Below are 26830 nucleotides of genomic sequence, written 5' to 3'. Positions count from 1 at the left end.
GGTGGAGCTTGGTTTGAAAGGAGTACAAATTCATGAATGAAGAGCAGAGAAAAGCGAGCGGACAAGTAAGTTCATCGGACAAAAAATCCGAGAAGGACTACAGCCAATATTTTGAAGCTGTGTACATTCCGCCTTCCTTAAAAGATGCAAAAAAACGGGGTAAAGAAGAAGTCGAATACAATCAATTTCAAATTGACGAGCGGTTTCAAGGATTAGGGAACGGCCGCAAGTTTTATATTCGCACATATGGCTGTCAAATGAATGAGCATGACACAGAAGTGATGGCTGGTATTTTTATGGCGCTTGGTTATGAACCAACAAATTCGACTGAAGATGCGAATGTCATCTTATTAAACACTTGTGCCATTCGTGAGAATGCAGAAAACAAAGTGTTTGGAGAGCTTGGTCATTTAAAAGCATTAAAGCGTGAAAAGCCAGATTTAATCTTAGGCGTCTGCGGATGCATGTCGCAAGAAGAATCTGTCGTTAACCGTATTTTAAAGAAACACCCATTTGTTGACTTGATTTTCGGTACCCACAACATTCACCGCCTGCCAGAGCTATTATCTGAATGCTACCTTTCAAAAGAAATGGTCATTGAGGTTTGGTCTAAAGAAGGCGATGTGATTGAAAATCTTCCGAGAGCCCGCCAAGGAAAAATTAAGGGCTGGGTGAATATCATGTACGGTTGTGATAAATTCTGTACATACTGTATCGTCCCTTACACGCGCGGGAAGGAAAGAAGCCGCCGTCCGGATGAAATTATTCAAGAGGTCAGACGCTTAGCAGCAGAAGGATATAAAGAAATTACCCTGCTTGGTCAAAACGTGAATGCGTATGGAAAAGATTTTGAAGACATGGAATATGGTCTTGGTCACCTAATGGATGAGCTGCGTAAAATCGATATTCCACGTATCCGTTTTACAACAAGCCACCCGCGTGACTTTGATGATCACTTAATTGAAGTGCTTGCCAAAGGCGGTAACCTTCTCGACCATATTCATTTGCCGGTTCAATCAGGAAGTTCTTCTGTGCTGAAACTCATGGCAAGAAAATACGACCGTGAACGTTACCTTGACCTAGTGCGCAAAATCAAAGAGGCAATGCCAAATGCTTCATTAACAACGGACATTATCGTTGGGTTCCCAAATGAAACAGATGAGCAGTTTGAAGAGACGCTTTCCCTCTATCGTGAGGTTGAGTTTGATGCGGCTTATACGTTCATTTACTCTCCAAGAGAAGGAACACCAGCAGCCAATATGAAAGACAACGTGCCAATGAGTGTAAAAAAAGAACGTCTGCAGCGCCTGAATGCACTCGTAAATGAAATTTCTGCGAAAAAAATGAAGGAATATGAAGGGCAGACTGTCGAAGTATTAGTAGAGGGTGAAAGTAAAAACAACCCTGAGATCCTAGCCGGATATACAAGTAAAAGCAAGCTTGTGAATTTTAAAGCACCAAAAGAAGCGATTGGCAACATCGTCAAAGTGAAAATCACACAAGCCAAAACTTGGTCTCTTGACGGAGAAATGGTTGGAGAAGCTATCGAGGTGAATTAAAATGACGCTTTATTCAAAGAAAGAGATTGTCGAGCGCGCAAGAGAGCTCGCGAAAATGATTTCTGAAACAGAAGAAGTTGATTTCTTCAAAAAAGCAGAAGCGCAAATCAATGAAAACACAAAAATTGCAGCGATCATTAATCAAATTAAGGCGCTTCAAAAGCAAGCTGTGAATTTAAAGCATTATGGCAAACATGAAGCCTTAAAACAAGTGGAAGAAAAAATTGATGCCCTGCAAGAAGAACTGGATGAGATCCCAGTGATTCAAGAATTCAAAGAATCACAAACAGAGGTTAATTCCCTGCTTCAGCTTGTAGCGCACACAATTTCTAATCAAGTAACGGATGAAATCATTCTTTCAACCGGCGGTGACCTCTTATTAGGAGAAACCGGTTCAAAAGTGAAAAACTCATCCCCAAGTTGCTCCATTAAATGAGAAAACCCCGCAGATGCGGGGTTTTTTGTTTTCTGATGTAAGAATTGCATACCTTCTTTCTCCTTCAGCTTCCATCAACCCCAATCTCTCACTCTCCAACTTTTCCAATTTTCAAGGCAAGTTTATGGGCGACCATGCATACACTGAAACAGAAATGAATTTAATTGAACATGAGACTCAAAATCGTGACACACTAGACGAATGCCCAGCATAAGATAAAACGATCAAGAACAAGGAGGCATGCCGGAATGTCTGAATACAGAGAAATTATTACAAAAGCGGTGGTTGCAAAAGGGAGGAAATTTACCCAAAGCACACACACCATTTCTCCATCGCAAAAACCAACCAGCATCCTAGGCGGTTGGATCATTAATCATAAGTATGATGCTGAAAAGGTCGGTAAAACAGTTGAGATTGAAGGTACATTTGATATTAACGTGTGGTATTCTTACGCAGACAACACGAAAACCGAAGTGGTCACAGAACGTGTAAAATATGTAGATATCATCAAACTGAGATATAAAGATAAAAACTTCCTTGATGATGAGCACGAAGTGATTGCGAAAGTCTTACAGCAGCCCAATTGCTTAGAAGTCACCATTTCTCCAAATGGCAATAAAATTGTCGTTCAAGCAGAGCGTGAATTCATTGCTGAAGTAGTAGGGGAAACCAAAATTGTTGTAGAAGTCAATTCAAGCTGGAAAGAAAAAGATGATCACGAATGGGAAGAAGAAGTGGATGAGGAATTAGAAGATATTCATCCAGAATTCCTCGCGGGTGATCCAGAAGAGTAATTGATGACTAGGGCGCATATCCCCCTAGTTTTTTTGTGCCTTGATCTAGGGAAAAAAGGTGAATTTTTATGCTATAATGAAAGATGGTATGAATTCGAAAGTAATATAGTGAGGGATTAGAAATATGGCAAGTTATACGCCCATGATACAGCAATATTTAAAGATCAAGGCAGATTACCAAGATGCCTTTTTATTTTTTCGCTTAGGCGATTTTTATGAAATGTTTTTTGATGATGCAAAAGAAGCAGCACAAGAATTAGAAATTACGTTAACAAGCAGGGATGGCGGCACGATTCCAATGTGTGGTGTTCCATATCATTCTGCGTCTGCATACATAGAACAACTGATAGAAAAAGGCTATAAAGTCGCCATTTGTGAGCAGGTGGAAGACCCTAAAACAGCAAAAGGTGTGGTCAAAAGAGAGGTCGTTCAACTGATTACACCAGGTACGGTCATGGACGGCAAAGGACTGAATGAAAACGAAAATAACTTTATCGCGTCTGTTTCCAGCTTTCAAAATGGCTACGGTCTTGCGCTTTCCGATTTATCAACAGGTGAAAACATGGCGGCTTTCATTGAACGGTTAGATGAAGTTGTGTCTGAAATTTATTCTGTCGGTGCAAAAGAGATTGTGGTATCAAAGCAGCTTGATGAAGAAACGGTGAAGACCCTGAAGGAACGCTGCCAAGCGACCATCTCATACGAAGATAGCGCTGAATTAATAGATGAAGCTGAACGACTCGTTGCTCACCTTGACGAACATCTGAAAATAGCATTTTTAACACTCTATGAATACTTAAGAAGAACGCAAAAAAGGAGTCTTGATCATCTTCAGCAAGTTCAAGTGTTTCAGCTTGAACAAACGATGAAAATTGATCTTTACTCAAAAAGAAACCTTGAATTAACAGAAACCATCCGTTCAAAAAGCAAGAAGGGTTCTTTGTTATGGCTCTTAGATGAAACAAAAACGGCAATGGGTGGAAGATTGCTGAAGCAATGGATCGATCGTCCGCTCATCCGCCTTTCACAAATCAAAGAACGCCAGGAAATGGTGCAAATTCTGATGGAACATTTCTTTGAGCGAGAGGATCTGCGAGAACGTTTAAAGCAAGTGTATGATCTTGAACGTCTAGCAGGCCGTGTGGCATTTGGAAATGTGAATGCCCGTGATCTTATTCAATTGAAAGAATCTCTCAAGCAAGTGCCGGCTATTAAAGAGCTTGTCCATTCTCTCCCAGAGGGTATGGCGAAATCTAGAGCAAATGACATTGACCCATGCGGTGATTTACTTGATTTATTAGAAGATGCTCTTTATGAGAATCCGCCGATGACGTTAAAAGAAGGCAATTTGATTAAAGACGGCTACAATGCAAAATTAGATGAATATCGTGATGCGAGCCGAAACGGGAAAGATTGGATCGCTCGTCTTGAACAGCAAGAAAGAGAATATACAGGCATTCGATCGTTGAAAGTCGGCTTTAATAAAGTGTTTGGCTACTATATCGAAGTGACCCGTGCAAATACGCATTTATTAGAAGAAGGCCGTTATGAAAGAAAACAAACCCTTGCCAATGCAGAGCGGTATATTACACCTGAATTGAAAGAAAAAGAAGCCCTTATTCTTGAGGCGGAATCAAATATTAGTGAATTGGAATATGAACTATTTTCTGCGCTTCGGGAACAAGTAAAAGCGTATATTCCTAGATTACAGTTGCTCGCAAAACAAATGAGTGAGCTTGATGCGCTGCAATGCTTTGCGACTGTGAGTGAAAAGCGGCGTTATGTCCGCCCTGAATTTTCACAAGATGAAGTGGAAGTCATTGATGGTCGTCATCCTGTTGTTGAAAAAGTGATGGATCATCAAGAGTATGTGCCGAATGACTGCCAAATGGGCAAAGGGAGACAAACCTTGCTCATTACTGGTCCGAATATGTCAGGGAAAAGCACATATATGAGACAAATGGCATTGATCTCGATTCTTGCGCAAATTGGCTGTTTTGTGCCAGCATCAAAGGCAACCCTTCCGATTTTTGATCAAATCTTTACACGTATTGGGGCGGCAGATGATTTGATTTCTGGTCAAAGTACTTTTATGGTAGAGATGCTCGAAGCAAAAAATGCGATGGTACATGCGACAAAGAATAGCTTGATTTTATTTGATGAAATTGGACGCGGGACAAGCACTTATGATGGAATGGCTCTTGCACAGGCAATCATTGAATTTGTGCATGATCATATTGGTGCCAAAACCCTTTTCTCCACTCATTATCATGAACTGACGGTACTTGAATCCCAATTAAGCGAACTGAAAAATGTCCACGTACGAGCTGAAGAACATGAAGGGACAGTTGTTTTCTTACATCAAATCAAAGAAGGAGCAGCGGATAAAAGCTACGGCATCCATGTAGCGCAGCTTGCTGAACTGCCTGATGCGATCATTGATCGAGCTCAGACCATCTTAACGGAGCTTGAGAGCGGATCACATGAAGTGATTCCGCGCGTCTCTAAAGCCCCGAAAAAAGAAATGGCTGAGGAAAAACAGCAGCTTTCTTTCTTTGAAGTGGAAGAAAAACCGCAAACAAAACCTGTGCTGAAAAACAAAGATCAAGCAGTGATCGAAGAATTGAAGTCATTTAATTTAATGGATATGACACCGCTTGAAGCGATGACAAAGCTATATGAATTGCAAAAGAAATTATAATGTAAGGTGAGGTGAGCAAGAAATGGCAAAGATTATTCAGTTATCCGATGACCTATCAAATAAAATTGCAGCTGGTGAAGTGGTCGAACGCCCGGCTTCTGTTGTGAAGGAGCTCGTGGAAAATGCGATCGATGCTAGTAGTACTGTCATTGAAATCGATGTAGAAGAAGCAGGACTTTCTTCTATTAGAATTATTGATAATGGGGTGGGAATCGATGCTGAAGATTGTAAGCTCGCCTTTCAGCGTCATGCGACGAGTAAAATCAAAGATGAAAATGATCTGTTTCGTGTCAGGACGCTCGGTTTCAGGGGGGAGGCGCTGCCAAGTATTGCCTCCGTCTCTCACTTAGAAATGAAGACAAGTACCGGTGAAGGTGCTGGAACACACTTAGCTCTCCAAGGTGGGAAGATCATTTCGGAGAAAAAAACCTCTGGCCGTCGCGGCACCGAAATTGTGGTCACCAATTTATTTTATAATACGCCAGCCCGTCTAAAATACATGAAAACTGTTCATACGGAGCTTGGCAACATCTCTGATGTTGTGAACCGAATTGCACTTGCTCATCCAGAAGTGTCGATTCGTTTGCGACATCAAGGAAAAGTGCTGCTTCAAACAAATGGAAACGGAGATGTGCGGCATGTGCTTGCGGCCATTTATGGAACGGCAGTGGCCAAAAAAATGCTGCCACTACATGTACAATCACTTGATTTTGAAGTAAAAGGCTATATTTCCTTACCAGAAGTGACAAGGGCATCACGTAATTATATGTCTTCTGTTGTCAACGGTAGATACGTCAAGCATTTCCCACTGGTGAAAGCCATTCATGAAGGATACCATACACTGCTCCCGATCGGACGCCATCCGATTACATTTATTGAGATGAAGATGGACCCAATTTTAGTCGATGTGAACGTACATCCTTCTAAACTTGAAGTCAGACTTAGTAAAGAGCAAGAACTTCATGAGTTGATCAAACAAGGGATTAAGGACGTCTTTCAAAAGCAACAGCTCATTCCAAGTGCTTCAGTGCCAAAAAAAGCACCAATGCCAGCAGTGAAAAATGAGCAGCAGTCCTTATCTTTTGATTCTAAACAAACAATGAATAGCCGAATGGAAACACCTGTTTCCTATGAGCCGGACTCGCTCGAATCGGCTGTATACGAGACCAGTCAGAACGACACATACGGGGTGCGTGAACCGGAAAGTACGGAAGCGACTTTACCAGCATCGTCTGAAGAAACGTTTGATCATGTATATGTAGAGGAATCTGCAGCTTCGCATGAACAACATGACGAAGTGATACTGGAAGACAGTGCAGCCCAGCATCAGGCTGAAAGTGAACGTGTCCCTGTGATGTATCCGATTGGACAAATGCACGGAACGTATATTTTGGCTCAAAATGAACGCGGTCTTTATATCATCGATCAGCACGCTGCCCAAGAGCGAATCAAGTATGAGTACTTTCGTGAAAAGGTAGGAGACATTGAACAGGAAGTGCAAGAAATGCTTGTTCCATTAACTTTTCACTACTCAAAAAACGATATGTTGATTATTGAAGAGCATATCGATATTTTAGCAAAAGTGGGGGTCTTCTTAGAGCCATTCGGATCAGGCAGCTATATCGTTCGATCGCATCCGCAGTGGTTTCCTAAAGGAGAAGAGGCTGAACTCATCGAAGAAATCATTCAGCAAGTACTTGATGAAAAGCGTGTGGATATCAAGAAACTGAGAGAAGAAGCGGCGATCATGATGAGCTGTAAAGGCTCGATTAAAGCAAATCGTCATTTGCGTCACGATGAAATCAAAGCCTTATTAGATGAACTCCGGCAAACACAAGACCCATTTACATGTCCGCATGGCCGGCCGATTATGATTCATCATTCCACATATGAAATGGAGAAGATGTTTAAGCGTGTGATGTAGCTGGGTTTGAGATGGTGGGTGAATCGGTTTGCCCACCAATTAATGTTTCAATCCGATAGTTTGGTTCGTGTTGTTGTGATGTGAAGATAAACATCCGCTGTCATGTTGTAAGGATAACCCCTTTCCTCAAATGGATAGGGGTTTTTGTTATTTGGTTATACGATTAGGTGAAGCGTGATATGATTGTAAAAAGGAGGGAATATGATGACATTTAAAAAAGCGTTCAATATAGGTTACTTTCTTTTGCTTTTATCTTTTGTTGTCGTATATTTTTTGCTTCCAGTCGATCAACTATTTACCGCAATGATGATCCTAACCTTACTATTTGGCGTATATCAATTTGTGATTTTTAAAAAACTAAAAGAGCAAAAATAACAATAAAAAACGCCATATATGGGTTTGCCAACTAAATGATGACAGACCATCATGAGATATGGTGTAACAATTATATAAAATCCAGTAAGCACAGCGGCAAGACATGTGATAAATAAGAAAAAGCGCTCTAAGAGCGCTTTTTTGTTTAGCATCCGCAAGGATTTGGCGGTGTGACGACAACTGGTCGTTTATTAATATCAATCGTATCCTCTGCATAAAATGTGGAACCGATGCTGATCGCACGATTTTCTGCGCGGAACGTATATGTACCTGCAGCAGGAAGTACTTTATGAGAAAGTTGTAATGTATATTGGGAACTTCCGAATAAATCGAAACGAGCTGGAATGCGGACAGTTTTTCCATTGTTCAAAATGTAACTGTCTTTTAAAGCTTTTCCATTGATAATATCCTTTGTTGTGGCTTGAAAACCTGCTGGTAAAGTAAATTCAACTGCACCAATACTTAGAACAGAATTTGGACGGTAAGTCAGGTCAATGTCAGAAAAAGACCATTCTTGTTTACTTGCTCCTGTGATTTTTGCATAAAGGGCAGCTGGCCTTGCATTCGTTGAAGCTTTGCTTTCCTCTGTTTTAGCCCCTTCAGCTGATGCGGCTAGCGGTACTGAGAGTGCCATGACCAATGTCAGCATCCCCATCATAATGATTGTCCATGTTTTCTTCATTTCTTCCTTCCCCCTTGGTTGATTATAGGTAAATAATAGATGATTACATCCATTATTTACCTATAAGGTTACCATATTCCTATATGTCATTAAATGGTATTTTATACCCTTATTTTTCTTGTTTTTTAGTAATAACGGGGTAGGAATGCATTTGGTTGGTTCATTCCGTAAGCATTTCCTGTCATATGATGATTTGCCGGCATCATCATTTGCATATCATGATAGCCGTATGGCTGGTGGGGAGCCATACCATAACCGCCGTAGTGACCGAAGTGATGGTGATCGTTCATCTGTACATTTGAATAGGGATCATACTGCTTCGTAAAAGGAGAATAGGCTGAATGATGATGCGGGTGGTGTCCGCTATAAGCATCTTTTTTACCGGTATGATAATGATTTGGCATATTCATATGGTCATGCATGTTTGGTGCGATCATATGCTCATGATTGGCTGTATACACATTTTCAAACGTGTGATAGGGATTTCCTTGATGGTAATGGTTGGTTTGGTTATTCATATTATTCATTTTGTATCTCATCCTTTTTTTCAGGTTGCCATATCTTATGAGCTGCACCTGTTTCATGAGCCTATCCATATGAAAGAAAAGAACGACATGTAACAAAAAAACCGGCTTTTCAGCCGGGAAAACAAAAAGCAGGTGTAGCGTCAAACACTAAAATGAGAAGCTATGTCTTTTTCTGCGACGCTTCTTACATCTGCTGCAGACACTTTTAGGAAAATAATGGGGATCGTAACTTCTTGAAGTATCCCAAAAATCGCTCTCAAACCAATCATCTTTTTTATGATAAAACTTCTTTTTTTCACACGGATCCATATGGTGATGATCGTCATGCTTTTTATAGCATTTTGAGTGGGAATGTTTGCTCTTGCATTTGCACATTGTCATCCCTCCTAAATGTGACTCAATGCTAGTATATGCAAGAAAGGTGTACGAGGACTGGATGGTGGCGCTCCTTTTGTAAAAAAAGGCTAATTCTTTAAAAACTCAAATAAAAAGAATTGACTAGTGCTAAATTAACATGATAAAATATAAATTTTTATCCTCTGCTGAAATGTGTTATAATGATATTGTGAATACTTTCGGAGGTGGCGGATTTGTTTCAAATAGGTGATAAAATTGTTTATCCAATGCATGGAGCCGGTGTGATTGAAGGAATGGAAGAAAAAGAGATTTTAGGTAAGACGCAGGAATATTTTCTGATTCAAATGCCGAATATGCAGATGATGGTCCCAAAAGGCAGAATCAATCAACTAGGTATACGTCCGGTAGCTGATCAAGCTACGCTGAAAGTTGTGATGAACAATTTTGCAGAAGAAACAAACGACGACACGCTTACTTGGAAGCAAAGATATGATGAAAATCTGAAAAAGCTAAAAACAGGTTCGATTGAAGATGGCGCAGACGTTGTCAAAGATCTGATGAGACGTAATCAGAAAAAAGCCTTAAATTCTAGTGAAAAGAAGATGCTTGAAGATGCACGGGGCATGTTAGTGAGCGAAATTTCACTTGCACAAGGCATGTCGCAAGATGAAGTGCTGACAGCATTAGAGAATGAATTAAGAGTTTAATGCTGGATATACAGAGACTGGCTGTAAACAGAAGGAGATATTCCTTTTGTTTACAGCTTTTTTATTTGAAAAAAAGATGAAAATTCCCAATTTTGTAGGTGTTTTTGACTAAAACTAAAATGAGGTCATAGGATTTAGTTTTTACTTGGACAAGAACCGTTTTAAAGAAGCCGAAAATACCTAGGGCAACATAAAAAAACAGGTAAGTTCTCCTGATTCATGAAAAGGAGCCGGACATTCTTTGAATTCTTTTAGCGATTGATAGTAAAATAATGCGATAAGATGACATCGAAGAGAATGAAAAGGAGCGGTGAAATGAAAAGACTACTCATAAGTGGATTCATCTTTCTCATCCTGTGTGCTCTTTTAATGGTGAAATGCAGCCATTCTATCCAAGAAAATAAAGAGCAAAAACAACATTATGAAGAAGTAGAAAAGTATAAGAAAGAGCGAAAAAAAGGGGATCAATATGAAAGTTTTAAACAGCTTATACGGCATGAAAGAGACGGCTATGAGATAGAGTTTCATGAAAAAGGAGGAAGTGACTTACTTGTCTTTTCTCCTCACGGCGGTGAAATTGAGCCAGGAACAAGTGAAATTGTAGAAGCATTTGAAAAGAAGTACTCTACGTATTTATTTGAAGGGACAAAACAAGACAACAATCGTGATTTGCATATCACTAGTACAAAATTCGATGAACCGATTTTGGTTCAAATGATTAAAACATATCCCTTTTCTATATCTATCCACGGCTATAAAAGTGATAGAAGACATACACTTGTGGGCGGGACAAACGAAAAAATGCAAGATGCGGTTGTGCGAGAACTAAAAGACCGGGGCTTCTCCGCAGAGCTCGTGCAAAAAGGCCAGCGCCTCTCTGGAACGGATCCAAACAACATTAATAATCAAAATGCAAGTGGCGAAAGTGTCCAATTAGAAATTAGTACGGCGCAGAGAAAAGCCTTTTTTGACAACTTTGATACGAGAAAAGGAAAGAAAAAAGCATTTAGTCGCTATGTCAGTGGTTTAAAAGAAGTGCTTAGAGAATTCGACCCTTCTTCGTAGAAAAAAGGTTTTGATGGGCAAAAGTACTCTCTTTAAACTTGGTAAAAAAGATAGAAATGTGCAAAATCAACATAAAATATGAAATAAATGACAATTTGCCTTAAAATCATAAATTATGTAAAATAATAGTTATCAGTTTGATATGATAGAATGGGGCTGAAGTGGATGGCACATAAAATACCATCTTCCGAAGTAGGTGTAAAAATCAATCAATGGTACACACATATTTGCAAATTTGAAGTTGATCAGGCAAACGATATGAAGCGCCTTGTTGAAGAAGACATTCATGAGATGGAAGAAGATCAAGATTTATTACTCTATTATTCTCTCATGGATTTTCGCCATCAAATGATGCTTCAGCACTTAACGCCAGTCCATGCAGGGAATGAATCGCTTCAAGCGGTTGCATTTCCAAAAGATATTGAAGAGGCAGAAGATGAGATGACGGGTTTATTGGGTTATTACTTTCATTTTTTTCATGGAATGTATGCATTTACCCAGCACCGGTATATCGAAGCCATTTCCTATTATAAGCATGCGGAACATCAGCTGATCTTAGTGACAGATGAGATCGAAAAAGCGGAATTTTATTATAAAATTGCTGAAGTATACTATCATATGAAACAAACCTATTTTTCTATGCATTATGCGAAAAAAGCGAGAGACATCTATAAGAAACATCAGCTTTATGGAAAAAGAAGCATTCAATGCGATTTTGTGATGGCAGGTAATTGGATTGATGTAAGTCAGCATCAAAAAGCGCTCCCGTATTTAGAAAAAGCTTTAAAAGTGTGTGAAGCAATGGAAAGAAAAGAATGCACATCTTATTTTAAGGCGATGGCCCTCAATAACTTAGGAACTTGTCATTATAGTATGGGAACCTATCATACAGCGACTGTCTTCTTTGAACAAGCCATTTCACTTTATCAAAAAGATCAAGCTGCAACGATGATCAAATCATTGTTTTCACTGGCTCTTACTTGTTTTAAACTCGAAGATATGGAGCGAGCGAGTGAGGCTATAAAGGAAGGCATGAATCAGGCCTCTATATTGGGAGATGAAATTTATCAATTGAAATTCCAATTTTTACAGGCACTCTATATAGAAACAGACAGCTCTGAACAATTGAGATCAGCCCTTTTGGGACTACGAAACAAAAAAATGTTTGCTGATTTAGAGGAATTGGCACTTGATGCGGCTAATTATTATAAGGAACGCGACATGTACAAGGAATCTTCCACTTTTTTTGAAATTGTGATCGAAGCGCGTACGCACATTCAAAAAGGAGATGAGATGTATGAGAACGAAGCATAACATGTCAGCTGCTCAAGTAGAAGAAAGACTTCACACATAAAAACAGACAAAACAACACCCTTTACGAAAAACGTAAAGGGCTTTTTTATTTATTCTTGGATGGCTTTTTCTGCGTCGATGGCACCTGCTCCGTAAATCATTGGGTCCTCTCCAGACCACTTGCTTGTATTTTCTTTTAATAAGGCTTTGACTTCATCAGGTGTTAAATCTGGTGAATGCTCTAATAATAGTGCGCAGATACCGGCACAAATGGGTGTCGCCATCGAAGTGCCAGATAACGTCGTATAATCATCATCGACTCTACTTGATTTATCTAGTTTATCTAGGAATGATCTTGGTGATCTAAGAGAGACGATATTGACTCCTGGTGCGAGGAGGTCGGGCTTTGTTTCACCGTAGACCGTTGGACCTCTACTCGAAAATGGTGCCACGACATCGTCACTTGATTCTGGCGTATTTCGATCATCATAGGCTCCGACTGTAATGACTTTTTGACTCACGGCAGGGCTTGCGATTGTTTGACTGTTAGGACCGGAGTTCCCAGCAGCAACGCATACGACAATCCCTTGATCCCAAGCCGCATTGACAGCGCGCACCATCGGATCGTCTTGTTCGTCATCATAACGCTGCGCATCGCCGCCAAGTGACATACTGATAATGTGAATTGGGTCGTCAGGATGGTCTTCGTTGAACTGTATGCACCATTCAACACCTTCTATAATAGTAGAAAGTGATCCAGCGCCTTGTTTATTTAACACTTTTACCCCAATGATATTGGCTTTTGGAGCGGGTCCTTTGTATAAGCCGTCTGAGGCAGCTCCGTCTCCAGCCACATCCCCAGCGCAATGCGTTCCATGACCGTTATCATCATAAGGTTTCGTTTTTTGTTTGACTAAATCTACAAAGTCGCGAATTCTTCCATCTAAGTCCTCATGTGGGTATACGCCTGTGTCAACGACCGCAACCGTAATGCCTTCACCGGTTAAGGTTGTGCCATTTCGAACGACTTCATCCGCATGACTTGATTGAGTCGCCACATCCAGCAGTGCATGTACCTGTCTGTCTAAATATATTTTGCGAATATGCTCCCCATTTGCTAAGAGTTCCTCTAAAGCCGCAGGGGTAAGATCAGCTGCGCAGCAGTTAATATGTGAAAAATGTTTTTTGATGTTTGTTTTTCTGCTTTTTTTCATTAGCTGCTTTGTGCTTTGAATACCTGCTTCGACTGCATCTTCTTTAAATTCAATGATGACCCGAAGCTTCTTGCTCTTCTTTAACCTTCCTTCAAAAAAACGATGAAGAAAACAAGGCGTCCACTTAAAAGGCTTATAGAGGTGAAGGACGGTCTCTCTTAAAGGCTGATCCAATTTACTAGCATGTGTTCTGACCATTTGTACCATGGAAAATCCAAACATGTGATGCCCTCCATTCTAGCTATCCATTCTCGTACACTCTTACGTTATGAACATGACAGCATCTTTGTTCGGATTCTTGTCCCTTCTTTTGTTCATATTGGCGGCTGACTCATTCCCTTTAAAAAGAAAAGCGCTTACATTTTGTAAAATAATAGAAAAAGGTGGAAATCATATCGAAACTGCCGATGATAGGTGGGAGAGTTCTTCTTAGAGAACCAGTAAAACAGAGGATTTTGCAGAAAAAAGGGGGTTCTAGACAGGGTCAATGCTCATACAAATGTGATTCATTCCAGATGAAAAAAATCAAATTCTCATAAAAAAAAGACGAATTAAAGAAAACAGACTGGGTAGGACTAGGTCATTTTAAACATAACTTCATTTGTTTGTCATACTATTCTAACTCTGTTTTCAATCAGGAGAGGCGTTTCTGTGTATATAAATGCAATTATCTTATTTTTGAGGAATCTCATGATCTAGAGTGTTATGATCAAATTTGAAGAGAAAATGTGGAAAAAATGAAAAGAAATGATGATTCAATATTAATCATAGAAACGGCTTAGAAATCTGTTAAAGGAGAACGGGAATGAAGAAGTTTTTTGCTTTGCTTCTCCTGCTTGTCATCGGATGGGGCGTCTATTATACCATGCAAGCACAGGAACATGATGAGCCAGTGTCATCAGGTGGAGAAGACGAAAGCGGTTCAAATGATATGTATCGCAATTTTAAAGAACTGGAAGAGAATGAATCAACAGATCATTATCAAATTACATCCAATCCAGTGCCTGGCAGCCGTCTTCTAGTGATGTCGCCTCATGGCGGGAGAATCGAAGGCGGCGTTAGTGAGATTGTCCATTTTTTTGATAACGATTTTTCTACGTACTTATTTGAAGGTTTTAGAGAAAATGCATCAGAACTTCATATTACAAGTACAAACTTCGATGAACCAATCGGAGTCGCACAGGCAAAAGCACATGATTATGTATTAGCTGTTCATGGATATAAAGGGGAGCCGGGAATTGACCACACCCTTGTTGGCGGAACAGACTATGACCGTGCTGAAAAAATTGTGAACTCATTAGAGCGCAACGGTTTTTCTGCTGAACTTGCAGTTGCACACGCAACCCTAAGCGGAACGAGCAATCATAATATTAATAATCTTACAAAAACAGGGCAAAGTGTACAGCTTGAGATTAGTAGAAGTCAACGGGAAGCGTTATTTGACAGTTTCGATTTTCGGTATCGATCGAGTACAAAAAACGAGACGTTCTACCGGTATGTCAGGGCGATTCGCACGGTGCTGGATGAAGAATATACGTAAGGATGGTGCACATCTTAAGACAGCAAGGTGAATTCTTGTTACACTATAAAAAGTGATAACAAAAGGAGAGACAGATATGGCGCGTCATCATTTTCATCTTCAGGCAAGCTGGCCTGGTCTGCGTAACGATGTGGGGACAATCGAATGTGCACAGTTAAAGACGGAGATTTCCATTCCAAAAGAAATGGATGGACCGGGTATCGGAACAAATCCAGATGAGATGCTCCTAGGTGCAGCAGCCACATGTTATATCATTACACTTGCAGCCATGATGGAGCGGAGTCAATTAGAGAAAGAGGATCTATCGATGAGCTCTGAGGCAGTTGTCGATGTGACAAACGGTGTGTTTACATATGAGAAAATCATTCACCGTCCTGTCATCATTCTCAAAGAGTCTGCTACAGCACAGGACATAGAACGAGCTCGTAAGCTGGCACATAAAGCGGAAAGCTCATGTATGATCTCTAGAGCTGTGCAAGGGAATGTCCATATTTCCTTAGAAGAAACCATCAAAGCTGGTGATTAAGATAAAAAAGTCATTTTCTCTTGATTAATGGAGAAAATGACTTTTTTTATGAGGTCCATTCGGTTTGATCGAAGGGTTCTTTCTTTTGTTTTTTGGATTGATTTAAGACAATGACGCCGCATATGACAAGTGCAAGACCAATGAATCCTTTCATATGAATGGTTTCGTTAAATAGCACGAGGCCCACTAGAGCAGTAAGTGCTGTACCGACCCCAGACCAAGTGGCATATGCAGATGATAGCTCAATTGTTTTGAGTGCCAAACTGAGAAAGGTAAAGGCGCATCCAAATCCGATCAGGACCCCCATACTCGGCAGCACCTGTGTAAAACCTTGCGAAAGCTTCAGCATCGTACTGCCAAACACCTCTGTCAAAATGGCTCCTGTTAAATAAAGCATTCCTTTCATATCACTTCACATCCTTTAAGACATATTTAATAGTACGACCCCTGAAACAAGCATTGCCATTCCAATAAGTGCTTGACGGTTCAAGGTTTCTTTGAAAAAGAGCACGCCAAAAAAAGCCGTGAGGACGGTACCTACCCCAGACCATGTGGCGTAAGACATGCTAAGTGGAATGATATTTAGGGTCAATGACAGCATGTAAAAAGCAAGTGTATAGCCAGCGACAACGACAGCGCTAGGTTTAAAGCGTGTGAAACCATTTGATAGTTTCAGCATCGCTGCCCCAATCGCTTCTGAAAAAATGGCGATAGCCAAAAAAAGATATCCGAGGATCATCATCATCCCTCCTCTAAAATGTGTAAAATCCGATGAAGTAAAAGGGTTTTTTCCTCTCGATTCAATGGTTCAAGCTGAAACATTTCTGAAAACCATATGCCATCACAGGCAAGACGGATCAATTGGCTAAGTGCAGGGTCATTGATTTCCTCGGCTGCTTTTTCTTTAAATTCCGCATAAAAATGACGCCAAGGATTTAATAACGCTTCATCAAATGACATGGTTGCCAGCATACTTGTACATAGCTGTGTGGTGTTTTGCCTATCAAGATCATTTAATGTGGCCAATATATAGGCACGTACATAAGGCGCCTTTTCGTTTTTGTATGTTTCCTGATACGTGTCAAGCTGCTGACGAAAAGAGGCAACCGCATGCTCATTCATTTGCTGGATCAGGTCTTCCTTGCTTGAAAAATGATACAGTAGCCCAGCTTTGGTCATATTTGCATGTTCTGCCACCTGCTGAAGGGTGAGCTGACTCAATCCTTCTTTTAGAATGGTGTGAGCTGCTGCCTCAAAAATTTGTTCTTTTTTCGTTTTAGACATAAAAAAAACACCTACTTTACTGAACGGTCGGTAAAGTAAATGTTAACCTATGAAAAACAAACGTGTCAATCGATTCATTTTATAAGAGGATGTTTTCACTAAATCGTCATATTTAATAATAAGGGTATGGTCCATATGGCGGGTATGGGGGTGGATAAGGATAACCATAGCCATATCCTGGAGCAAGAAGCGACCCAGCTAGAAGCCCACCAGCAAAACCACCTAAAAATGGCGGTCCAAAAAATCCAGGTCTCCCATAGCCAAAACCAGGGCGCCCAAACCCAAACCCAGGTCTTCCAAAACCAAAAGGTCTTCTCATCTCATCTTGAACAAACGGTGCGTCAAAATAATTCATAAAAAAAGACTCCTTTCACATAAAATCACTGTAACTGACATCAGTGTATTCGAGTGGCCCACTTGTGTTTGGGTGAATGCCTAAAATAAGGAGGAATGTAAAAAATGGGCCTGTATCCGTCTGATTGGGCTAAATGTCCACCTCATGCACATGCTTATAAAGCGCGAACGGATGTAACCGAAGAACATTATCATTTAATAGAAGGTATTTCTCAGCCTGTGAATGGAAGCAGTACCGATAGACATACTCATTATTATCGGGGGATCACGTCATTTGAAAGAGGGCATTTTCATAGATATTATGGCGTCACTGGACCTGCTATCCCAAGAGTGGACGGGACGCACTACCATGAAATTGAGGAAGTCACGTTTTCTGCCTATACCGATTCTGTCCCGATTCCATACGGGGGAGTCGTTTACAGTCCAGATGAAGAAAGGCCAACGCATAAGCACCGTTTAAAAGGAAAGACATATGAAGTGGTCGGGAATGAACCACTTGGCTGGTGACGAGGAGTATATAGGAGAGAAAGAGAAGTTATGCTATACTGTAGGCAGTTTGTAAAAGAGAGTGATGTTATGAAAAAACAACCAGTGATTGTATTAGTAGGTCCGACGGCTGTCGGAAAAACAAAGCTGAGCATTGATATAGCGAAAGCATTTAATGGAGAAATTATCAGCGGGGATTCCATGCAGATCTATAAAGGGATGGATATTGGCACAGCGAAAATCACCCCTGAAGAAATGAATGGCGTTCCGCACCATTTAATCGATATTAAACAACCGGATGAATCGTTTTCTACAGCTGAATTTCAGCAGCTTGTCCGCTTAAAAATCAAAGAGATTGCTGCGAGAGGAAAAACGCCCATGATTGTTGGTGGAACTGGGCTATATATTCAGTCTGTTTTATATGATTACACGTTTACTGATGAGAAAAGTGATCCTGCTTTTAGAGAAGAGATGACGCTGTTTAAGCAGCAGCATGGACCGATCAAGCTGTATGAAAAGCTAAAAGAAGCCGATCCTGACGCTGCAAAAGCGATTCATCCGAATAACGTCCGCCGCGTGATCAGGGCGCTTGAAATCATCCATACAACAGGTCAGAAAATGTCTGATATGCAAAACGGGCATCAAGAAGTTCCTCTGTATGACACTGCCTTCATTGGGCTGAAAATGGACCGAGAGCTTTTGTACGAGCGCATTCATCAAAGAATTGATATGATGTTAGATGAAGGCTTAATTGAAGAAGTGAGCGCACTTTATCAATCTGGTTTGAAAGATTGTCAGTCTGTTCAAGCGATTGGTTATAAAGAGTTGTATGCCTATTTTCAAGGCAACTGCTCACTTGATGAAGCCATCCAGCAATTAAAACAAAATTCCCGAAGATATGCGAAGCGTCAGTTTACGTGGTTCCGTAATAAAATGGATGTCACCTGGTTTGATATGACACCACCTTGCCACTTTTCGGACAAAAAAGAGGAAATTTTCGCATATATAGCAGGAAAGCTTGGACTTAAAGCGAAACTGTAGTTATCAGAATCAAGGAGGACGAAACATGAAACCGATTAATATTCAGGACCAATTTTTGAATCAGATCCGCAAAGACAATACATTTGTCACAGTATTTTTACTGAATGGCTTTCAGCTTCGCGGTCAAGTAAAGGGATTTGACAATTTCACGGTGCTGCTTGAGACAGAAGGGAAGCAGCAGCTTATTTATAAACATGCGATTTCAACATTTGCACCTCAAAAAAATGTAAATCTTGAATTAGAATAAACACCCGTTTTCACCAATAGCCCCATGCAGCTGCGAATAAACCGGCCGAAACCCGCTACGTTTTTTGTCAGTGCAGAGGGGCTATTTTGCATGCCATGAAACTTTTCTGTCCAAGTTGCGTATAAATCCTTATTGGACATTTAAAAGGGTGAGGGGATTTATATGGAAAATGCAGAGCTTGAATTAAGAAGGATTAGAGTGATCCTTCTTTTGATTGGAATCGTTGTCTTATTTGGATCATGCGCCATCTCGAACATCGAAACGAGACAAGAAAGTTGGCATAACCATTCTTGTGAGCATGATGGGAGCCGTGTTGATGGTCTTTTGCCATCATCTGTTGCGCTAAAAAATAATCACATTGCTGTTGTGAAAGATGATGAAGTACATGTATACCGGTTTGATGAAAAAGAAGGAGAGCTGACGCTCATTACGACAAAGTACATAGATGAATGGGATGAAGATGATGGTGATAGTGAAGACTTTGATGAAGAGTAAGCACGTAAATTTACAAATGAATGTGAAGTCGCTACACTATAAACATGCATCAGACATCTAGACAGAAAAGGATGAGTTCATGACACACAAAATTAAAATTAATCATTGGGAACAAACTTGTGAAGATGACTCCTGTTTCGAATATGGAACAAGCGTTTCTGTAAACGGGAAAGAGTTAGTAAGAGAAGCCTCGATCGTCTCTGCGCTTGAAGCGGTGCTGAAAGAATTAGGTGTTGAAGTGGAAATAACAGAAGTGTCAGAAGATTTACAGTGCGATGCCTACAAAAAATAAAACAAAAAGTCTAGTCTACTAAGCGATTTTTTTTCGTGTTATGATAGATTTCGGTTTCAGTTGAATAGGGAGTAGGGCAGTCTATTTTTAGAACCTGCTCTGCTCTATTTATTTGAACGTACGAGTTCGGCTATGAATGTTCGGCCGGGTTGGTTGATTTTTTTCGTTTCGAGCATCTATATATTGTGTTTTGAAAAAACATAGTATACTATATATAGTGAATAACGAAATGATCAACAATACTAAAAACTAGGTCGTGATGGAATTGATTCAAATCGTATTTGATTCAAAAACAGGAAATGTTCAACGCTTTTTGGACAAGACCCCTTTTACAGACAAACGAAAATTGACTGGAGAAGAGTTTTTGGATACGCCGTTTATTCTCGTCACCTTTACGACAGGATTTGGACAAGTCCCTGGTACCACTCAGTCATTTTTAGAGAAAAATGCGCACCTTTTACTAGGTGTAGCGGTGAGTGGGAACAAAGTGTGGGGAGATAACTTTGCCAAAAGCGCTGATACGATTTCTAAACAATATCAAGTTCCTATTTTGCACACCTTTGAACTAAGCGGAACAAAAAGGGATGTTGAATTGTTTACACAGGAGGTAGAAAGAATTGTCACAAAATCAGGTTCCAAAGTGGATACAATTAAATAACGAGATTATGATTCAAAAAGAAGGAAAGTTTCAGTTCGACAAGGACAAAGAAGCTGTACATAGTTATTTCGTAGATTATATTAATCAAAACACGGTCTTCTTTCATAATCTAGAAGAGAAGATTGATTACTTAATAGAAAACGACTACTATGAGGAAGAATTTTTAAGACAATACAGCATGTCAGATATTAAAGAAGTATTTGAAGCTGCATATGCCAAGAAATTTAGATTCCCATCATTTATGAGTGCGTTTAAGTTTTACAATGACTATGCACTGAAAACAAATGACAAAAAGAAAATCCTTGAACGCTATGAAGACCGCATTTCAGTTGTGGCTCTTTTCTTTGCGGGTGGAGACAAAAAGAAAGCACTTGAGTTTGTGGAACTGATGATCAACCAAGAGTATCAGCCAAGTACACCAACATTCTTAAACGCAGGCCGGAAAAGACGTGGTGAGCTGGTGAGCTGCTTCTTGCTTGAAGTGAATGACTCATTAAATGATATTTCAAGAGCCATTGATATTTCCATGCAGCTGTCTAAATTAGGCGGCGGCGTCAGCTTGAACCTTTCAAAGCTTCGTGCGAAAGGTGAAGCGATCAAAGATGTAGAAAATGCGACCAAAGGTGTCGTAGGCGTCATGAAACTTCTTGATAATGCATTCCGATATGCAGATCAAATGGGACAAAGACAAGGTTCAGGCAGTGCCTACCTGAATATTTTCCACAGAGATATTAACGATTTCTTAGATACGAAAAAAATCTCTGCGGATGAAGATGTTCGTGTGAAAACACTTTCGATCGGTGTCGTCATCCCAGATAAATTTATCGAGCTTGCTAGAGAAGATAAAACAGCTTACACATTCTATCCTCATACAGTTTATAAAGCTTATGGACAGCATCTTGATGAGATGGATATGGAAGAAATGTATGACGAGCTTGTAGAAAACCCGAAAGTCAAAAAAGAAAAAGTCAATCCGAGAAAACTTCTTGAAAAATTAGCTGTTCTGCGCTCAGAATCAGGCTATCCATATATCATGTTCCAAGATAATGTGAATAGAGAGCACGCACTGAACCATATTTCACGTGTGAAATTCTCAAACCTTTGCTCAGAAGTACTTCAAGCTTCAGAAGTCTCTTCTTACACGGACTATGATCAAGATGATGAGATCGGACTTGATATTTCTTGTAACCTTGGTTCTTTAAATATCATGAACGTGATGAAAAACAAATCCATTGAAAAAACAGTCAAGCTTGCAACGGACTCACTTACACTTGTGTCTGAAACAACAGATATCCGCAATGCACCAGCTGTTAGAAAAGCGAACAAAGCGATGAAGTCGATTGGACTTGGTGCGATGAACCTTCATGGGTATTTAGCTCAAAACCAAATCGCTTATGAAAGTGAAGAAGCAAGAGATTTCGCTAATACGTTCTTTATGATGGTGAACTATTACTCCATTAAGCGTTCAAGTGAGCTTGCAAAAGAAAAAGGGGAAACATTCCATCGTTATGAGGGCTCTGGTTATGCAACAGGTGAGTACTTCAATAAATACGTAGAAAATGATTTCACTCCAAAAACAGAAAAAGCGGCTGCGCTATTTGAAGGCATGCACATTCCAACAAAAGAAGATTGGGCAGCACTCAAAGACTTTGTAGCGGAAAATGGCATGTACCATAGCTATCGATTATGTATTGCGCCAACAGGTTCTATTTCGTATGTTCAATCGGCAACAGCTTCTGTAATGCCAATTATGGAACGTATCGAAGAAAGAACATACGGAAACAGCAAAACGTATTATCCAATGCCAGGACTTTCAGCACAAAACTGGTTCTTCTATAAAGAAGCATACGATATGGACATGTTTAAAGTAGTCGATATGATCGCAACCATTCAGCAGCACGTCGATCAAGGAATTAGCTTTACATTATTCCTAAAAGATACGATGACAACGCGTGACTTAAACCGCATCGATCTTTATGCACACCATAAAGGCATTAAGACACTTTATTATGCAAGAACGAAGGATACAGGGCAGGAAGGCTGTCTTTCTTGTGTTGTTTGATTAAAGGAGAGTTTAACGTGACAAAAATTTATGATGCAGCCAACTGGTCAAAACACGAAGACGATTTTACACAAATGTTTTACAACCAAAACGTCAAGCAATTCTGGCTTCCAGAAGAGATTTCCTTAAACGGGGATCTCTTAACATGGAAATATTTAGGCGAAGAAGAGCGAGATACGTACATGAAGGTACTGGCTGGACTGACGTTACTTGATACAGAACAAGGAAATACAGGAATGCCGATAGTGGCTGAACATGTGGACGGTCATCAGCGTAAAGCCGTGTTAAACTTTATGGCCATGATGGAAAATGCCGTGCATGCAAAATCATACTCAAATATCTTCATGACGCTTGCACCGACTGAAACGATTAGTGAAGTATTTGAATGGGTCAAGAAAAATAAATTCTTGCAAAAGAAAGCAGATATGATTGTAGGTCTGTACCGTTCCATTCAAAAGGATGACCCGATTTCCTTATTTAAAGCAATGGTTGCTTCAGTGTATTTAGAAAGCTTCCTATTCTATAGCGGCTTTTACTACCCGCTATATTTCTACGGTCAAGGAAAGCTCATGCAAAGTGGTGAAATCATTAACTTGATTTTGCGCGATGAAGCGATTCACGGTGTGTATGTTGGATTGTTAGCACAAGAAATTTACAACAAACAAACACCTGACGTGCAAAAAGAGCTTTATGATTTCTCTATCGATCTGCTTAATGAGCTTTATGAAAATGAACTTCATTACACTGAGGATATTTATGACCAAGTCAATTTATCGCATGATGTGAAAAAGTTCATTCGTTACAATGCCAATAAAGCGTTAATGAACCTTGGATTTGCCCCTTACTTTGAAGAAGAAGAGATCAACCCAATTGTATTGAACGGACTCAATACAAAAACAAAGTCACATGACTTCTTCTCAATGAAAGGGAACGGCTACAAAAAAGCAACAGTTGAGCCGTTAAAAGATGATGATTTCTTCTTTGGAGATGAATCATAAGTAAAACGCAAAAGTCAAAACGCATCACTCGTTTTGGCTTTTTGCCATTTCTAACAATGTGTTACATACTGGAGGTTACCGAACATGGGAAAAATGGACGAAATCATTTTAGTTGCACCGCGCGCACGCTTGTTCCAAAACGAAACACTTGCGTTTAATGGTGTGAATAGTGAAGAGAAAACAATCAGCACCATAATGAAAGAAATCGAAGAGCACTTCGAACAGATGCGAAGAGGCGATGCAGAAGAAAATCCTGACTTCAAACAGCCGATACCTTATGTCGTGATTAAGCGTGAGGACGAAGTGTATGTATATGAAAGACTTCAAGGCGGGGGAGAGACTCGCTTACATCATAAGTTATCTCTTGGCTTTGGCGGTCATATGAATTTCATTGAAGGAAAAAAATTTGCTGAGATTCTAAAAGAAAATACCGATCGTGAACTGGACGAGGAACTTTCGATTCAAGAAGAAGACAAACTTGAGATGAAAACCCTTGGACTTATTAATGATGATGACAACAGTGTCGGCCGTGTGCACATCGGACTGTTATCAGCCCTTGAATTATCACCAGGTGCTCATGTAGAAGTAAAAGAAACAGATCAAATCTCAGGAAAATGGATGAAAGTAACAGATTTGAAAAAGCCTGAGTACTTCGATCGTCTTGAAACATGGTCTCAATTTGTCGTGAACATTTTAGCATAATTGGATAGACAACAAACCGGCTCTAAAGGTGACTTGAGCCGGTTTGTTTTTTAGATTATTGAAAAACGAATGCGTCGTGACCGGCCTGCTTTAATCGAGCGACGAGGTCATCTGCATTTTGCTTTGAACGGAAAGCACCAGCTTGGACTCGGTACATGCCGCTATCCAGTACGACCAGCGCTTCAAATCCTTTGGATCTGAGTGTAGCTGCTAGTTCATCCGCATTGGCTTTGACCTTGAAAGCCCCTGCTTGCACTTTATATAGGTTACTTGCTTTTTTTTTCAATTGAAGGGCTTTTTCTAATCCAGTGGCATGAGCACGAGCGATCCCTTGAAGGAAAGTAGCGTTACGGAGCTTATTTGCATCAGCTATCGTATCGATGAAACCGTTTTCAGTTAAAATGGCAGACATAGAAGTTTCCCGAAGAACGTGGAAGTTCGCTGTTTTCTTGCCACGGTCGGCAAAATCAACGGAGCGGACAATCTCATCATGAAGAGCATTGCGATACGTGGTGGTTGGTGCTGAAACGCCAGGATACACATAACTTTCAAAACCTGTGCCTCCGCCAGCATTAATATGAATAGACACGAAATAGTCAGCTCCCCAACTGTTTGCCGCATTCGTACGCTGGGATAACGTGACGGATTGGTCAATTGAACGACTTAAGCGGACGGAAACCCCATCATATTCACTAATCAACATATCTCTCAGAAAAAGCGCAATTTGCAGTGTGATATTTTTCTCCAAAAGTCCATTAGCAGCAGCTCCAGAATCTGTTCCTCCGTGGCCAGGATCAATAAAAATTTTCACCATCTATTCATCACCTCGTCTTTATTTTATGAGGAAATAGAAAAATTGCCTGTACAAAATGCGGAAATCATCGAGACTCTTTTCTGCACAATTTGTGATGAAAAAGCGCCATTTTTCTAAGAAAAAACAAATTGTTGGTTTGTCCGCCCGAAATGGATGAATACAATGGAAATAGCACATCATTTCCTGGGAAACCGCACAATCCCCTACAATAACCGGTATCTCGGGTCATTTTGACAGTAAACCGATGCTAGTGCGGGCGATTGTCACGATTACAGCTCCACCCGAATAGATTAAAGAGAGAAGAGCGAGAGGTGAATACGTTGGAGCGAGCTGTCACATATAAAAATAACGGCCAAATCAACATTATACTTAATGGACAGAAGCAAGTATTGGTTGATGCAGATTCAGAGGCAGAATACCTAGAGGCCTTGCAAAAAAATGAGGCCAAACACAGCATCTTACGAGAAATAGAACGAGAAATGAACAGCCTTGTCGGGATGGATGAAATGAAACGAAACATAAAAGAAATTTATGCTTGGATTTTTGTGAATCAAAAAAGACAAGAACAAGGATTAAAGGTAGGAAAGCAGGCGCTTCATATGATGTTTAAAGGAAATCCCGGCACAGGGAAAACAACGGTTGCACGGCTTGTCGGGAAGCTTTTCTTTGAAATGAATGTTCTTTCAAAGGGGCACTTAATTGAAGCGGAACGAGGAGATCTGGTTGGAGAGTACATTGGACATACAGCTCAAAAAACAAGAGATTTGATTAAAAAATCACTAGGCGGCATTTTGTTCATCGATGAAGCCTATTCTCTTGCCCGCGGAGGAGAGAAAGATTTTGGGAAAGAAGCCATTGATACCCTTGTAAAACATATGGAGGATAAGCAGCATGAATTCATCCTCATCTTAGCTGGATACTCCAAGGAAATGGATCATTTTCTTTCTCTAAATCCTGGTCTGCAATCGAGATTTCCGATCAATATCAACTTCCCTGATTATACAGTCGATCAGCTGATGGATATTGCAAAACGAATGATGGCCGATCGGGAATATGTCTTTACTCAAGAGGCAGAATGGAAACTGCGAGACTATTTAATGCACATCAAGAGCACAACGAGTCCTGCCAAATTCAGCAACGGCCGTTTTGTGCGAAACACCATTGAAAAAGCGATTCGAACTCAGGCGATGAGGCTGCTTCTTGTGGATCATTATGATAAAAAAGACTTACTTACGATTAAAAGCCATGATCTGCAAATGAAAGAGGATACGCCTTCTTGAAATGGCGTATCCTTTTTGTAAAGAGACAAGAAATTAAACCTTCCGAATGGTGGTATACGTGTGGTGTGTTTGGTATGATGGTACTACTGAAACTTAAGTACAGAAAGGAAACAACTGACGTTGAATGAACATGAAATGATAGAAAAAGCGATCCTTGTCGGCTGTCAACTGCCGCATATAACGGATGAACGCTTTCAATATTCTATGGAAGAATTAGCTTCCTTAACCAAAACAGCTGGCGGTGAAGCTGTCAGCATCATGACGCAAAAAAGAAATAGACAAGACAGCGCGACTTACATCGGGAAAGGGAAAGTGGAAGAGCTTGAAGTGCTTTGCGACGAGTTAGACTGTGACGTTATAATTTTTAACGACGAGCTTTCGCCTAGCCAGTTAAAAGCTTTGGCGACTGCCTTAGAT

29 protein-coding genes and 1 pseudogene are annotated in these 26830 nt (G+C 40.3%); 22 read left to right on the top strand and 8 right to left on the bottom strand.

Features of this window, described 5'->3' with window-relative positions:
- Nucleotides 1-32 precede the first annotated feature (32 nt).
- The 6 genes from miaB to ACRRMM_RS05760 all read left to right on the top strand — a co-directional run bounded on the left by miaB (nt 33) and on the right by ACRRMM_RS05760 (nt 7789).
- Nucleotides 33-1559 carry a tRNA (N6-isopentenyl adenosine(37)-C2)-methylthiotransferase MiaB gene (gene miaB / locus ACRRMM_RS05785; RefSeq protein ID WP_052320348.1) on the top strand — a complete coding sequence of 509 codons (1527 nt, stop codon included), beginning with the start codon at nt 33-35 and terminating at the stop codon, nt 1557-1559.
- A 1-nt stretch (nt 1560) separates the two neighbouring features.
- Complete coding sequence (locus ACRRMM_RS05780; protein WP_008344661.1) at nt 1561-1995, top strand: RicAFT regulatory complex protein RicA family protein; 435 nt, start codon at nt 1561-1563, stop codon at nt 1993-1995.
- A gap of 248 nt (nt 1996-2243) precedes the next feature.
- Entirely contained in the window at nt 2244-2789 is a 546-nt protein-coding gene (cotE, locus tag ACRRMM_RS05775) for an outer spore coat protein CotE (protein WP_007499466.1), read from the top strand.
- A gap of 124 nt (nt 2790-2913) precedes the next feature.
- The gene (gene mutS / locus ACRRMM_RS05770; RefSeq protein ID WP_052320349.1) at nt 2914-5490 is read left to right on the top strand and encodes a DNA mismatch repair protein MutS; all 2577 of its coding nucleotides are present in this window, start codon (nt 2914-2916) and stop codon (nt 5488-5490) included.
- A 22-nt stretch (nt 5491-5512) separates the two neighbouring features.
- Nucleotides 5513-7414, top strand: a complete 1902-nt coding sequence (mutL, locus tag ACRRMM_RS05765) for a DNA mismatch repair endonuclease MutL (RefSeq protein WP_052320350.1) — start codon at nt 5513-5515, stop codon at nt 7412-7414.
- A 201-nt stretch (nt 7415-7615) separates the two neighbouring features.
- Nucleotides 7616-7789, top strand: a complete 174-nt coding sequence (locus ACRRMM_RS05760) for a hypothetical protein (RefSeq protein WP_432450804.1) — start codon at nt 7616-7618, stop codon at nt 7787-7789.
- A 145-nt stretch (nt 7790-7934) separates the two neighbouring features.
- Here ACRRMM_RS05760 and bslA read toward each other — a convergent pair whose 3' ends face one another.
- Both bslA and ACRRMM_RS05750 read right to left on the bottom strand, forming a co-directional pair.
- Entirely contained in the window at nt 7935-8471 is a 537-nt protein-coding gene (gene bslA, locus ACRRMM_RS05755; RefSeq protein ID WP_017367279.1) for a biofilm surface layer hydrophobin BslA, read from the bottom strand.
- 125 nt (nt 8472-8596) lie between these two features.
- Nucleotides 8597-8998, bottom strand: a complete 402-nt coding sequence (locus ACRRMM_RS05750) for a hypothetical protein (RefSeq protein ID WP_008344023.1) — start codon at nt 8996-8998, stop codon at nt 8597-8599.
- Nucleotides 8999-9588: 590 nt separating this feature from the next.
- Here ACRRMM_RS05750 and ACRRMM_RS05745 point away from each other — a divergent pair.
- The 3 genes from ACRRMM_RS05745 (at nt 9589) to ACRRMM_RS05735 (ending at nt 12441) form a co-directional block, all read left to right on the top strand.
- Nucleotides 9589-10062, top strand: coding sequence for a CarD family transcriptional regulator (locus ACRRMM_RS05745; protein ID WP_007499456.1), 474 nt, complete (start codon nt 9589-9591; stop codon nt 10060-10062).
- A gap of 315 nt (nt 10063-10377) precedes the next feature.
- Complete coding sequence (locus tag ACRRMM_RS05740) at nt 10378-11127, top strand: poly-gamma-glutamate hydrolase family protein (protein ID WP_345912261.1); 750 nt, start codon at nt 10378-10380, stop codon at nt 11125-11127.
- Between the two features lie 165 nt (nt 11128-11292).
- Complete coding sequence (locus tag ACRRMM_RS05735; protein ID WP_025207365.1) at nt 11293-12441, top strand: Rap family tetratricopeptide repeat protein; 1149 nt, start codon at nt 11293-11295, stop codon at nt 12439-12441.
- Between the two features lie 89 nt (nt 12442-12530).
- Here the strand turns inward: ACRRMM_RS05735 and ACRRMM_RS05730 are convergent, their stop codons facing one another.
- Complete coding sequence (locus ACRRMM_RS05730; protein WP_056704767.1) at nt 12531-13856, bottom strand: S8 family peptidase; 1326 nt, start codon at nt 13854-13856, stop codon at nt 12531-12533.
- A gap of 583 nt (nt 13857-14439) precedes the next feature.
- On the opposite strand from ACRRMM_RS05730, the gene ACRRMM_RS05725 reads away from it, so the two are divergent.
- Nucleotides 14440-15174: a poly-gamma-glutamate hydrolase family protein gene (locus ACRRMM_RS05725; RefSeq protein ID WP_017359039.1), complete on the top strand. Its 735-nt coding sequence runs from the start codon at nt 14440-14442 to the stop codon at nt 15172-15174.
- A gap of 76 nt (nt 15175-15250) precedes the next feature.
- The gene (locus ACRRMM_RS05720; RefSeq protein WP_052320353.1) at nt 15251-15700 is read left to right on the top strand and encodes an OsmC family protein; all 450 of its coding nucleotides are present in this window, start codon (nt 15251-15253) and stop codon (nt 15698-15700) included.
- A 46-nt stretch (nt 15701-15746) separates the two neighbouring features.
- Here ACRRMM_RS05720 and ACRRMM_RS05715 read toward each other — a convergent pair whose 3' ends face one another.
- The 4 genes from ACRRMM_RS05715 to ACRRMM_RS05700 form a co-directional block, all read right to left on the bottom strand.
- Nucleotides 15747-16106, bottom strand: a complete 360-nt coding sequence (locus ACRRMM_RS05715; protein WP_017359037.1) for a DMT family transporter — start codon at nt 16104-16106, stop codon at nt 15747-15749.
- Nucleotides 16107-16121: 15 nt separating this feature from the next.
- The gene (locus ACRRMM_RS05710) at nt 16122-16439 is read right to left on the bottom strand and encodes a DMT family transporter (protein WP_017367286.1); all 318 of its coding nucleotides are present in this window, start codon (nt 16437-16439) and stop codon (nt 16122-16124) included.
- Nucleotides 16440-16441: 2 nt separating this feature from the next.
- Nucleotides 16442-16984, bottom strand: a complete 543-nt coding sequence (locus tag ACRRMM_RS05705; protein ID WP_008344015.1) for a TetR/AcrR family transcriptional regulator — start codon at nt 16982-16984, stop codon at nt 16442-16444.
- Between the two features lie 112 nt (nt 16985-17096).
- Nucleotides 17097-17339: a hypothetical protein gene (locus tag ACRRMM_RS05700; protein ID WP_025207366.1), complete on the bottom strand. Its 243-nt coding sequence runs from the start codon at nt 17337-17339 to the stop codon at nt 17097-17099.
- Nucleotides 17340-17443: 104 nt separating this feature from the next.
- Here ACRRMM_RS05700 and ACRRMM_RS05695 point away from each other — a divergent pair, with 104 nt between their 5' ends.
- The 9 genes from ACRRMM_RS05695 (at nt 17444) to ACRRMM_RS05655 (ending at nt 24319) form a co-directional block, all read left to right on the top strand.
- Complete coding sequence (locus ACRRMM_RS05695) at nt 17444-17845, top strand: YmaF family protein (RefSeq protein WP_007499437.1); 402 nt, start codon at nt 17444-17446, stop codon at nt 17843-17845.
- Between the two features lie 69 nt (nt 17846-17914).
- The gene (miaA, locus tag ACRRMM_RS05690; RefSeq protein WP_017359035.1) at nt 17915-18865 is read left to right on the top strand and encodes a tRNA (adenosine(37)-N6)-dimethylallyltransferase MiaA; all 951 of its coding nucleotides are present in this window, start codon (nt 17915-17917) and stop codon (nt 18863-18865) included.
- Between the two features lie 25 nt (nt 18866-18890).
- Nucleotides 18891-19112: an RNA chaperone Hfq gene (gene hfq, locus ACRRMM_RS05685; protein WP_003211269.1), complete on the top strand. Its 222-nt coding sequence runs from the start codon at nt 18891-18893 to the stop codon at nt 19110-19112.
- Between the two features lie 162 nt (nt 19113-19274).
- Nucleotides 19275-19607, top strand: a complete 333-nt coding sequence (locus tag ACRRMM_RS05680; protein WP_046343575.1) for a YmzC family protein — start codon at nt 19275-19277, stop codon at nt 19605-19607.
- A gap of 79 nt (nt 19608-19686) precedes the next feature.
- Nucleotides 19687-19899 carry a hypothetical protein gene (locus tag ACRRMM_RS05675; RefSeq protein WP_003212415.1) on the top strand — a complete coding sequence of 71 codons (213 nt, stop codon included), beginning with the start codon at nt 19687-19689 and terminating at the stop codon, nt 19897-19899.
- Between the two features lie 265 nt (nt 19900-20164).
- Nucleotides 20165-20557, top strand: coding sequence for a class Ib ribonucleoside-diphosphate reductase assembly flavoprotein NrdI (gene nrdI, locus ACRRMM_RS05670; protein WP_017359034.1), 393 nt, complete (start codon nt 20165-20167; stop codon nt 20555-20557).
- Entirely contained in the window at nt 20517-22619 is a 2103-nt protein-coding gene (gene nrdE, locus ACRRMM_RS05665) for a class 1b ribonucleoside-diphosphate reductase subunit alpha (RefSeq protein ID WP_017359033.1), read from the top strand. Before nrdI ends, nrdE begins: the two co-directional genes overlap by 41 nt.
- A 17-nt stretch (nt 22620-22636) precedes the next feature.
- Entirely contained in the window at nt 22637-23617 is a 981-nt protein-coding gene (gene nrdF, locus ACRRMM_RS05660; RefSeq protein ID WP_008344010.1) for a class 1b ribonucleoside-diphosphate reductase subunit beta, read from the top strand.
- 84 nt (nt 23618-23701) lie between these two features.
- A complete protein-coding gene (locus ACRRMM_RS05655) occupies nt 23702-24319 on the top strand; it encodes a hypothetical protein (protein ID WP_428828942.1) in 618 nt (205 codons plus the stop codon).
- A 55-nt stretch (nt 24320-24374) separates the two neighbouring features.
- Here the strand turns inward: ACRRMM_RS05655 and ACRRMM_RS05650 are convergent, their stop codons facing one another.
- Nucleotides 24375-25133 (bottom strand): N-acetylmuramoyl-L-alanine amidase, encoded by a 759-nt coding sequence (locus ACRRMM_RS05650; RefSeq protein WP_060832344.1) that lies wholly within the window; start codon nt 25131-25133, stop codon nt 24375-24377.
- A gap of 320 nt (nt 25134-25453) precedes the next feature.
- On the opposite strand from ACRRMM_RS05650, the gene spoVK reads away from it, so the two are divergent.
- Nucleotides 25454-26413: a stage V sporulation protein K gene (spoVK, locus tag ACRRMM_RS05645; protein ID WP_008344008.1), complete on the top strand. Its 960-nt coding sequence runs from the start codon at nt 25454-25456 to the stop codon at nt 26411-26413.
- Between the two features lie 120 nt (nt 26414-26533).
- Nucleotides 26534-26830: pseudogene (locus tag ACRRMM_RS05640) on the top strand (GTPase HflX); the annotation flags it as partial.

Origin of the sequence: Bacillus sp. XT-4 (assembly GCF_050864245.1) — a bacterium.
Taxonomy (GTDB): domain Bacteria; phylum Bacillota; class Bacilli; order Bacillales; family Bacillaceae; genus Bacillus; species Bacillus altitudinis.
Note: the sequence above shows the minus strand (reverse complement) of the source record. Positions and strands in the feature narration are given on the sequence as shown.

What these genes read in the sequence shown, in the direction of transcription:
- bslA (WP_017367279.1), bottom strand. Translation starts at nt 8,471, where the DNA reads ATGAAGAAAACATGGACAATCATTATGATGGGGATGCTGACATTGGTC.
- ACRRMM_RS05780 (WP_008344661.1), top strand. Translation starts at nt 1,561, where the DNA reads ATGACGCTTTATTCAAAGAAAGAGATTGTCGAGCGCGCAAGAGAGCTC.
- ACRRMM_RS05675 (WP_003212415.1), top strand. Translation starts at nt 19,687, where the DNA reads ATGACACACAAAATTAAAATTAATCATTGGGAACAAACTTGTGAAGAT.
- ACRRMM_RS05705 (WP_008344015.1), bottom strand. Translation starts at nt 16,984, where the DNA reads ATGTCTAAAACGAAAAAAGAACAAATTTTTGAGGCAGCAGCTCACACC.
- ACRRMM_RS05715 (WP_017359037.1), bottom strand. Translation starts at nt 16,106, where the DNA reads ATGAAAGGAATGCTTTATTTAACAGGAGCCATTTTGACAGAGGTGTTT.
- ACRRMM_RS05740 (WP_345912261.1), top strand. Translation starts at nt 10,378, where the DNA reads ATGAAAAGACTACTCATAAGTGGATTCATCTTTCTCATCCTGTGTGCT.
- ACRRMM_RS05655 (WP_428828942.1), top strand. Translation starts at nt 23,702, where the DNA reads ATGGGAAAAATGGACGAAATCATTTTAGTTGCACCGCGCGCACGCTTG.
- mutL (WP_052320350.1), top strand. Translation starts at nt 5,513, where the DNA reads ATGGCAAAGATTATTCAGTTATCCGATGACCTATCAAATAAAATTGCA.
- cotE (WP_007499466.1), top strand. Translation starts at nt 2,244, where the DNA reads ATGTCTGAATACAGAGAAATTATTACAAAAGCGGTGGTTGCAAAAGGG.
- miaA (WP_017359035.1), top strand. Translation starts at nt 17,915, where the DNA reads ATGAAAAAACAACCAGTGATTGTATTAGTAGGTCCGACGGCTGTCGGA.
- ACRRMM_RS05725 (WP_017359039.1), top strand. Translation starts at nt 14,440, where the DNA reads ATGAAGAAGTTTTTTGCTTTGCTTCTCCTGCTTGTCATCGGATGGGGC.
- ACRRMM_RS05750 (WP_008344023.1), bottom strand. Translation starts at nt 8,998, where the DNA reads ATGAATAATATGAATAACCAAACCAACCATTACCATCAAGGAAATCCC.
- ACRRMM_RS05695 (WP_007499437.1), top strand. Translation starts at nt 17,444, where the DNA reads ATGGGCCTGTATCCGTCTGATTGGGCTAAATGTCCACCTCATGCACAT.
- ACRRMM_RS05650 (WP_060832344.1), bottom strand. Translation starts at nt 25,133, where the DNA reads ATGGTGAAAATTTTTATTGATCCTGGCCACGGAGGAACAGATTCTGGA.
- ACRRMM_RS05710 (WP_017367286.1), bottom strand. Translation starts at nt 16,439, where the DNA reads ATGATCCTCGGATATCTTTTTTTGGCTATCGCCATTTTTTCAGAAGCG.
- ACRRMM_RS05730 (WP_056704767.1), bottom strand. Translation starts at nt 13,856, where the DNA reads ATGTTTGGATTTTCCATGGTACAAATGGTCAGAACACATGCTAGTAAA.
- ACRRMM_RS05720 (WP_052320353.1), top strand. Translation starts at nt 15,251, where the DNA reads ATGGCGCGTCATCATTTTCATCTTCAGGCAAGCTGGCCTGGTCTGCGT.
- ACRRMM_RS05680 (WP_046343575.1), top strand. Translation starts at nt 19,275, where the DNA reads ATGGAAAATGCAGAGCTTGAATTAAGAAGGATTAGAGTGATCCTTCTT.
- mutS (WP_052320349.1), top strand. Translation starts at nt 2,914, where the DNA reads ATGGCAAGTTATACGCCCATGATACAGCAATATTTAAAGATCAAGGCA.
- ACRRMM_RS05700 (WP_025207366.1), bottom strand. Translation starts at nt 17,339, where the DNA reads ATGAATTATTTTGACGCACCGTTTGTTCAAGATGAGATGAGAAGACCT.
- miaB (WP_052320348.1), top strand. Translation starts at nt 33, where the DNA reads ATGAATGAAGAGCAGAGAAAAGCGAGCGGACAAGTAAGTTCATCGGAC.
- ACRRMM_RS05735 (WP_025207365.1), top strand. Translation starts at nt 11,293, where the DNA reads ATGGCACATAAAATACCATCTTCCGAAGTAGGTGTAAAAATCAATCAA.
- hfq (WP_003211269.1), top strand. Translation starts at nt 18,891, where the DNA reads ATGAAACCGATTAATATTCAGGACCAATTTTTGAATCAGATCCGCAAA.
- ACRRMM_RS05760 (WP_432450804.1), top strand. Translation starts at nt 7,616, where the DNA reads ATGATGACATTTAAAAAAGCGTTCAATATAGGTTACTTTCTTTTGCTT.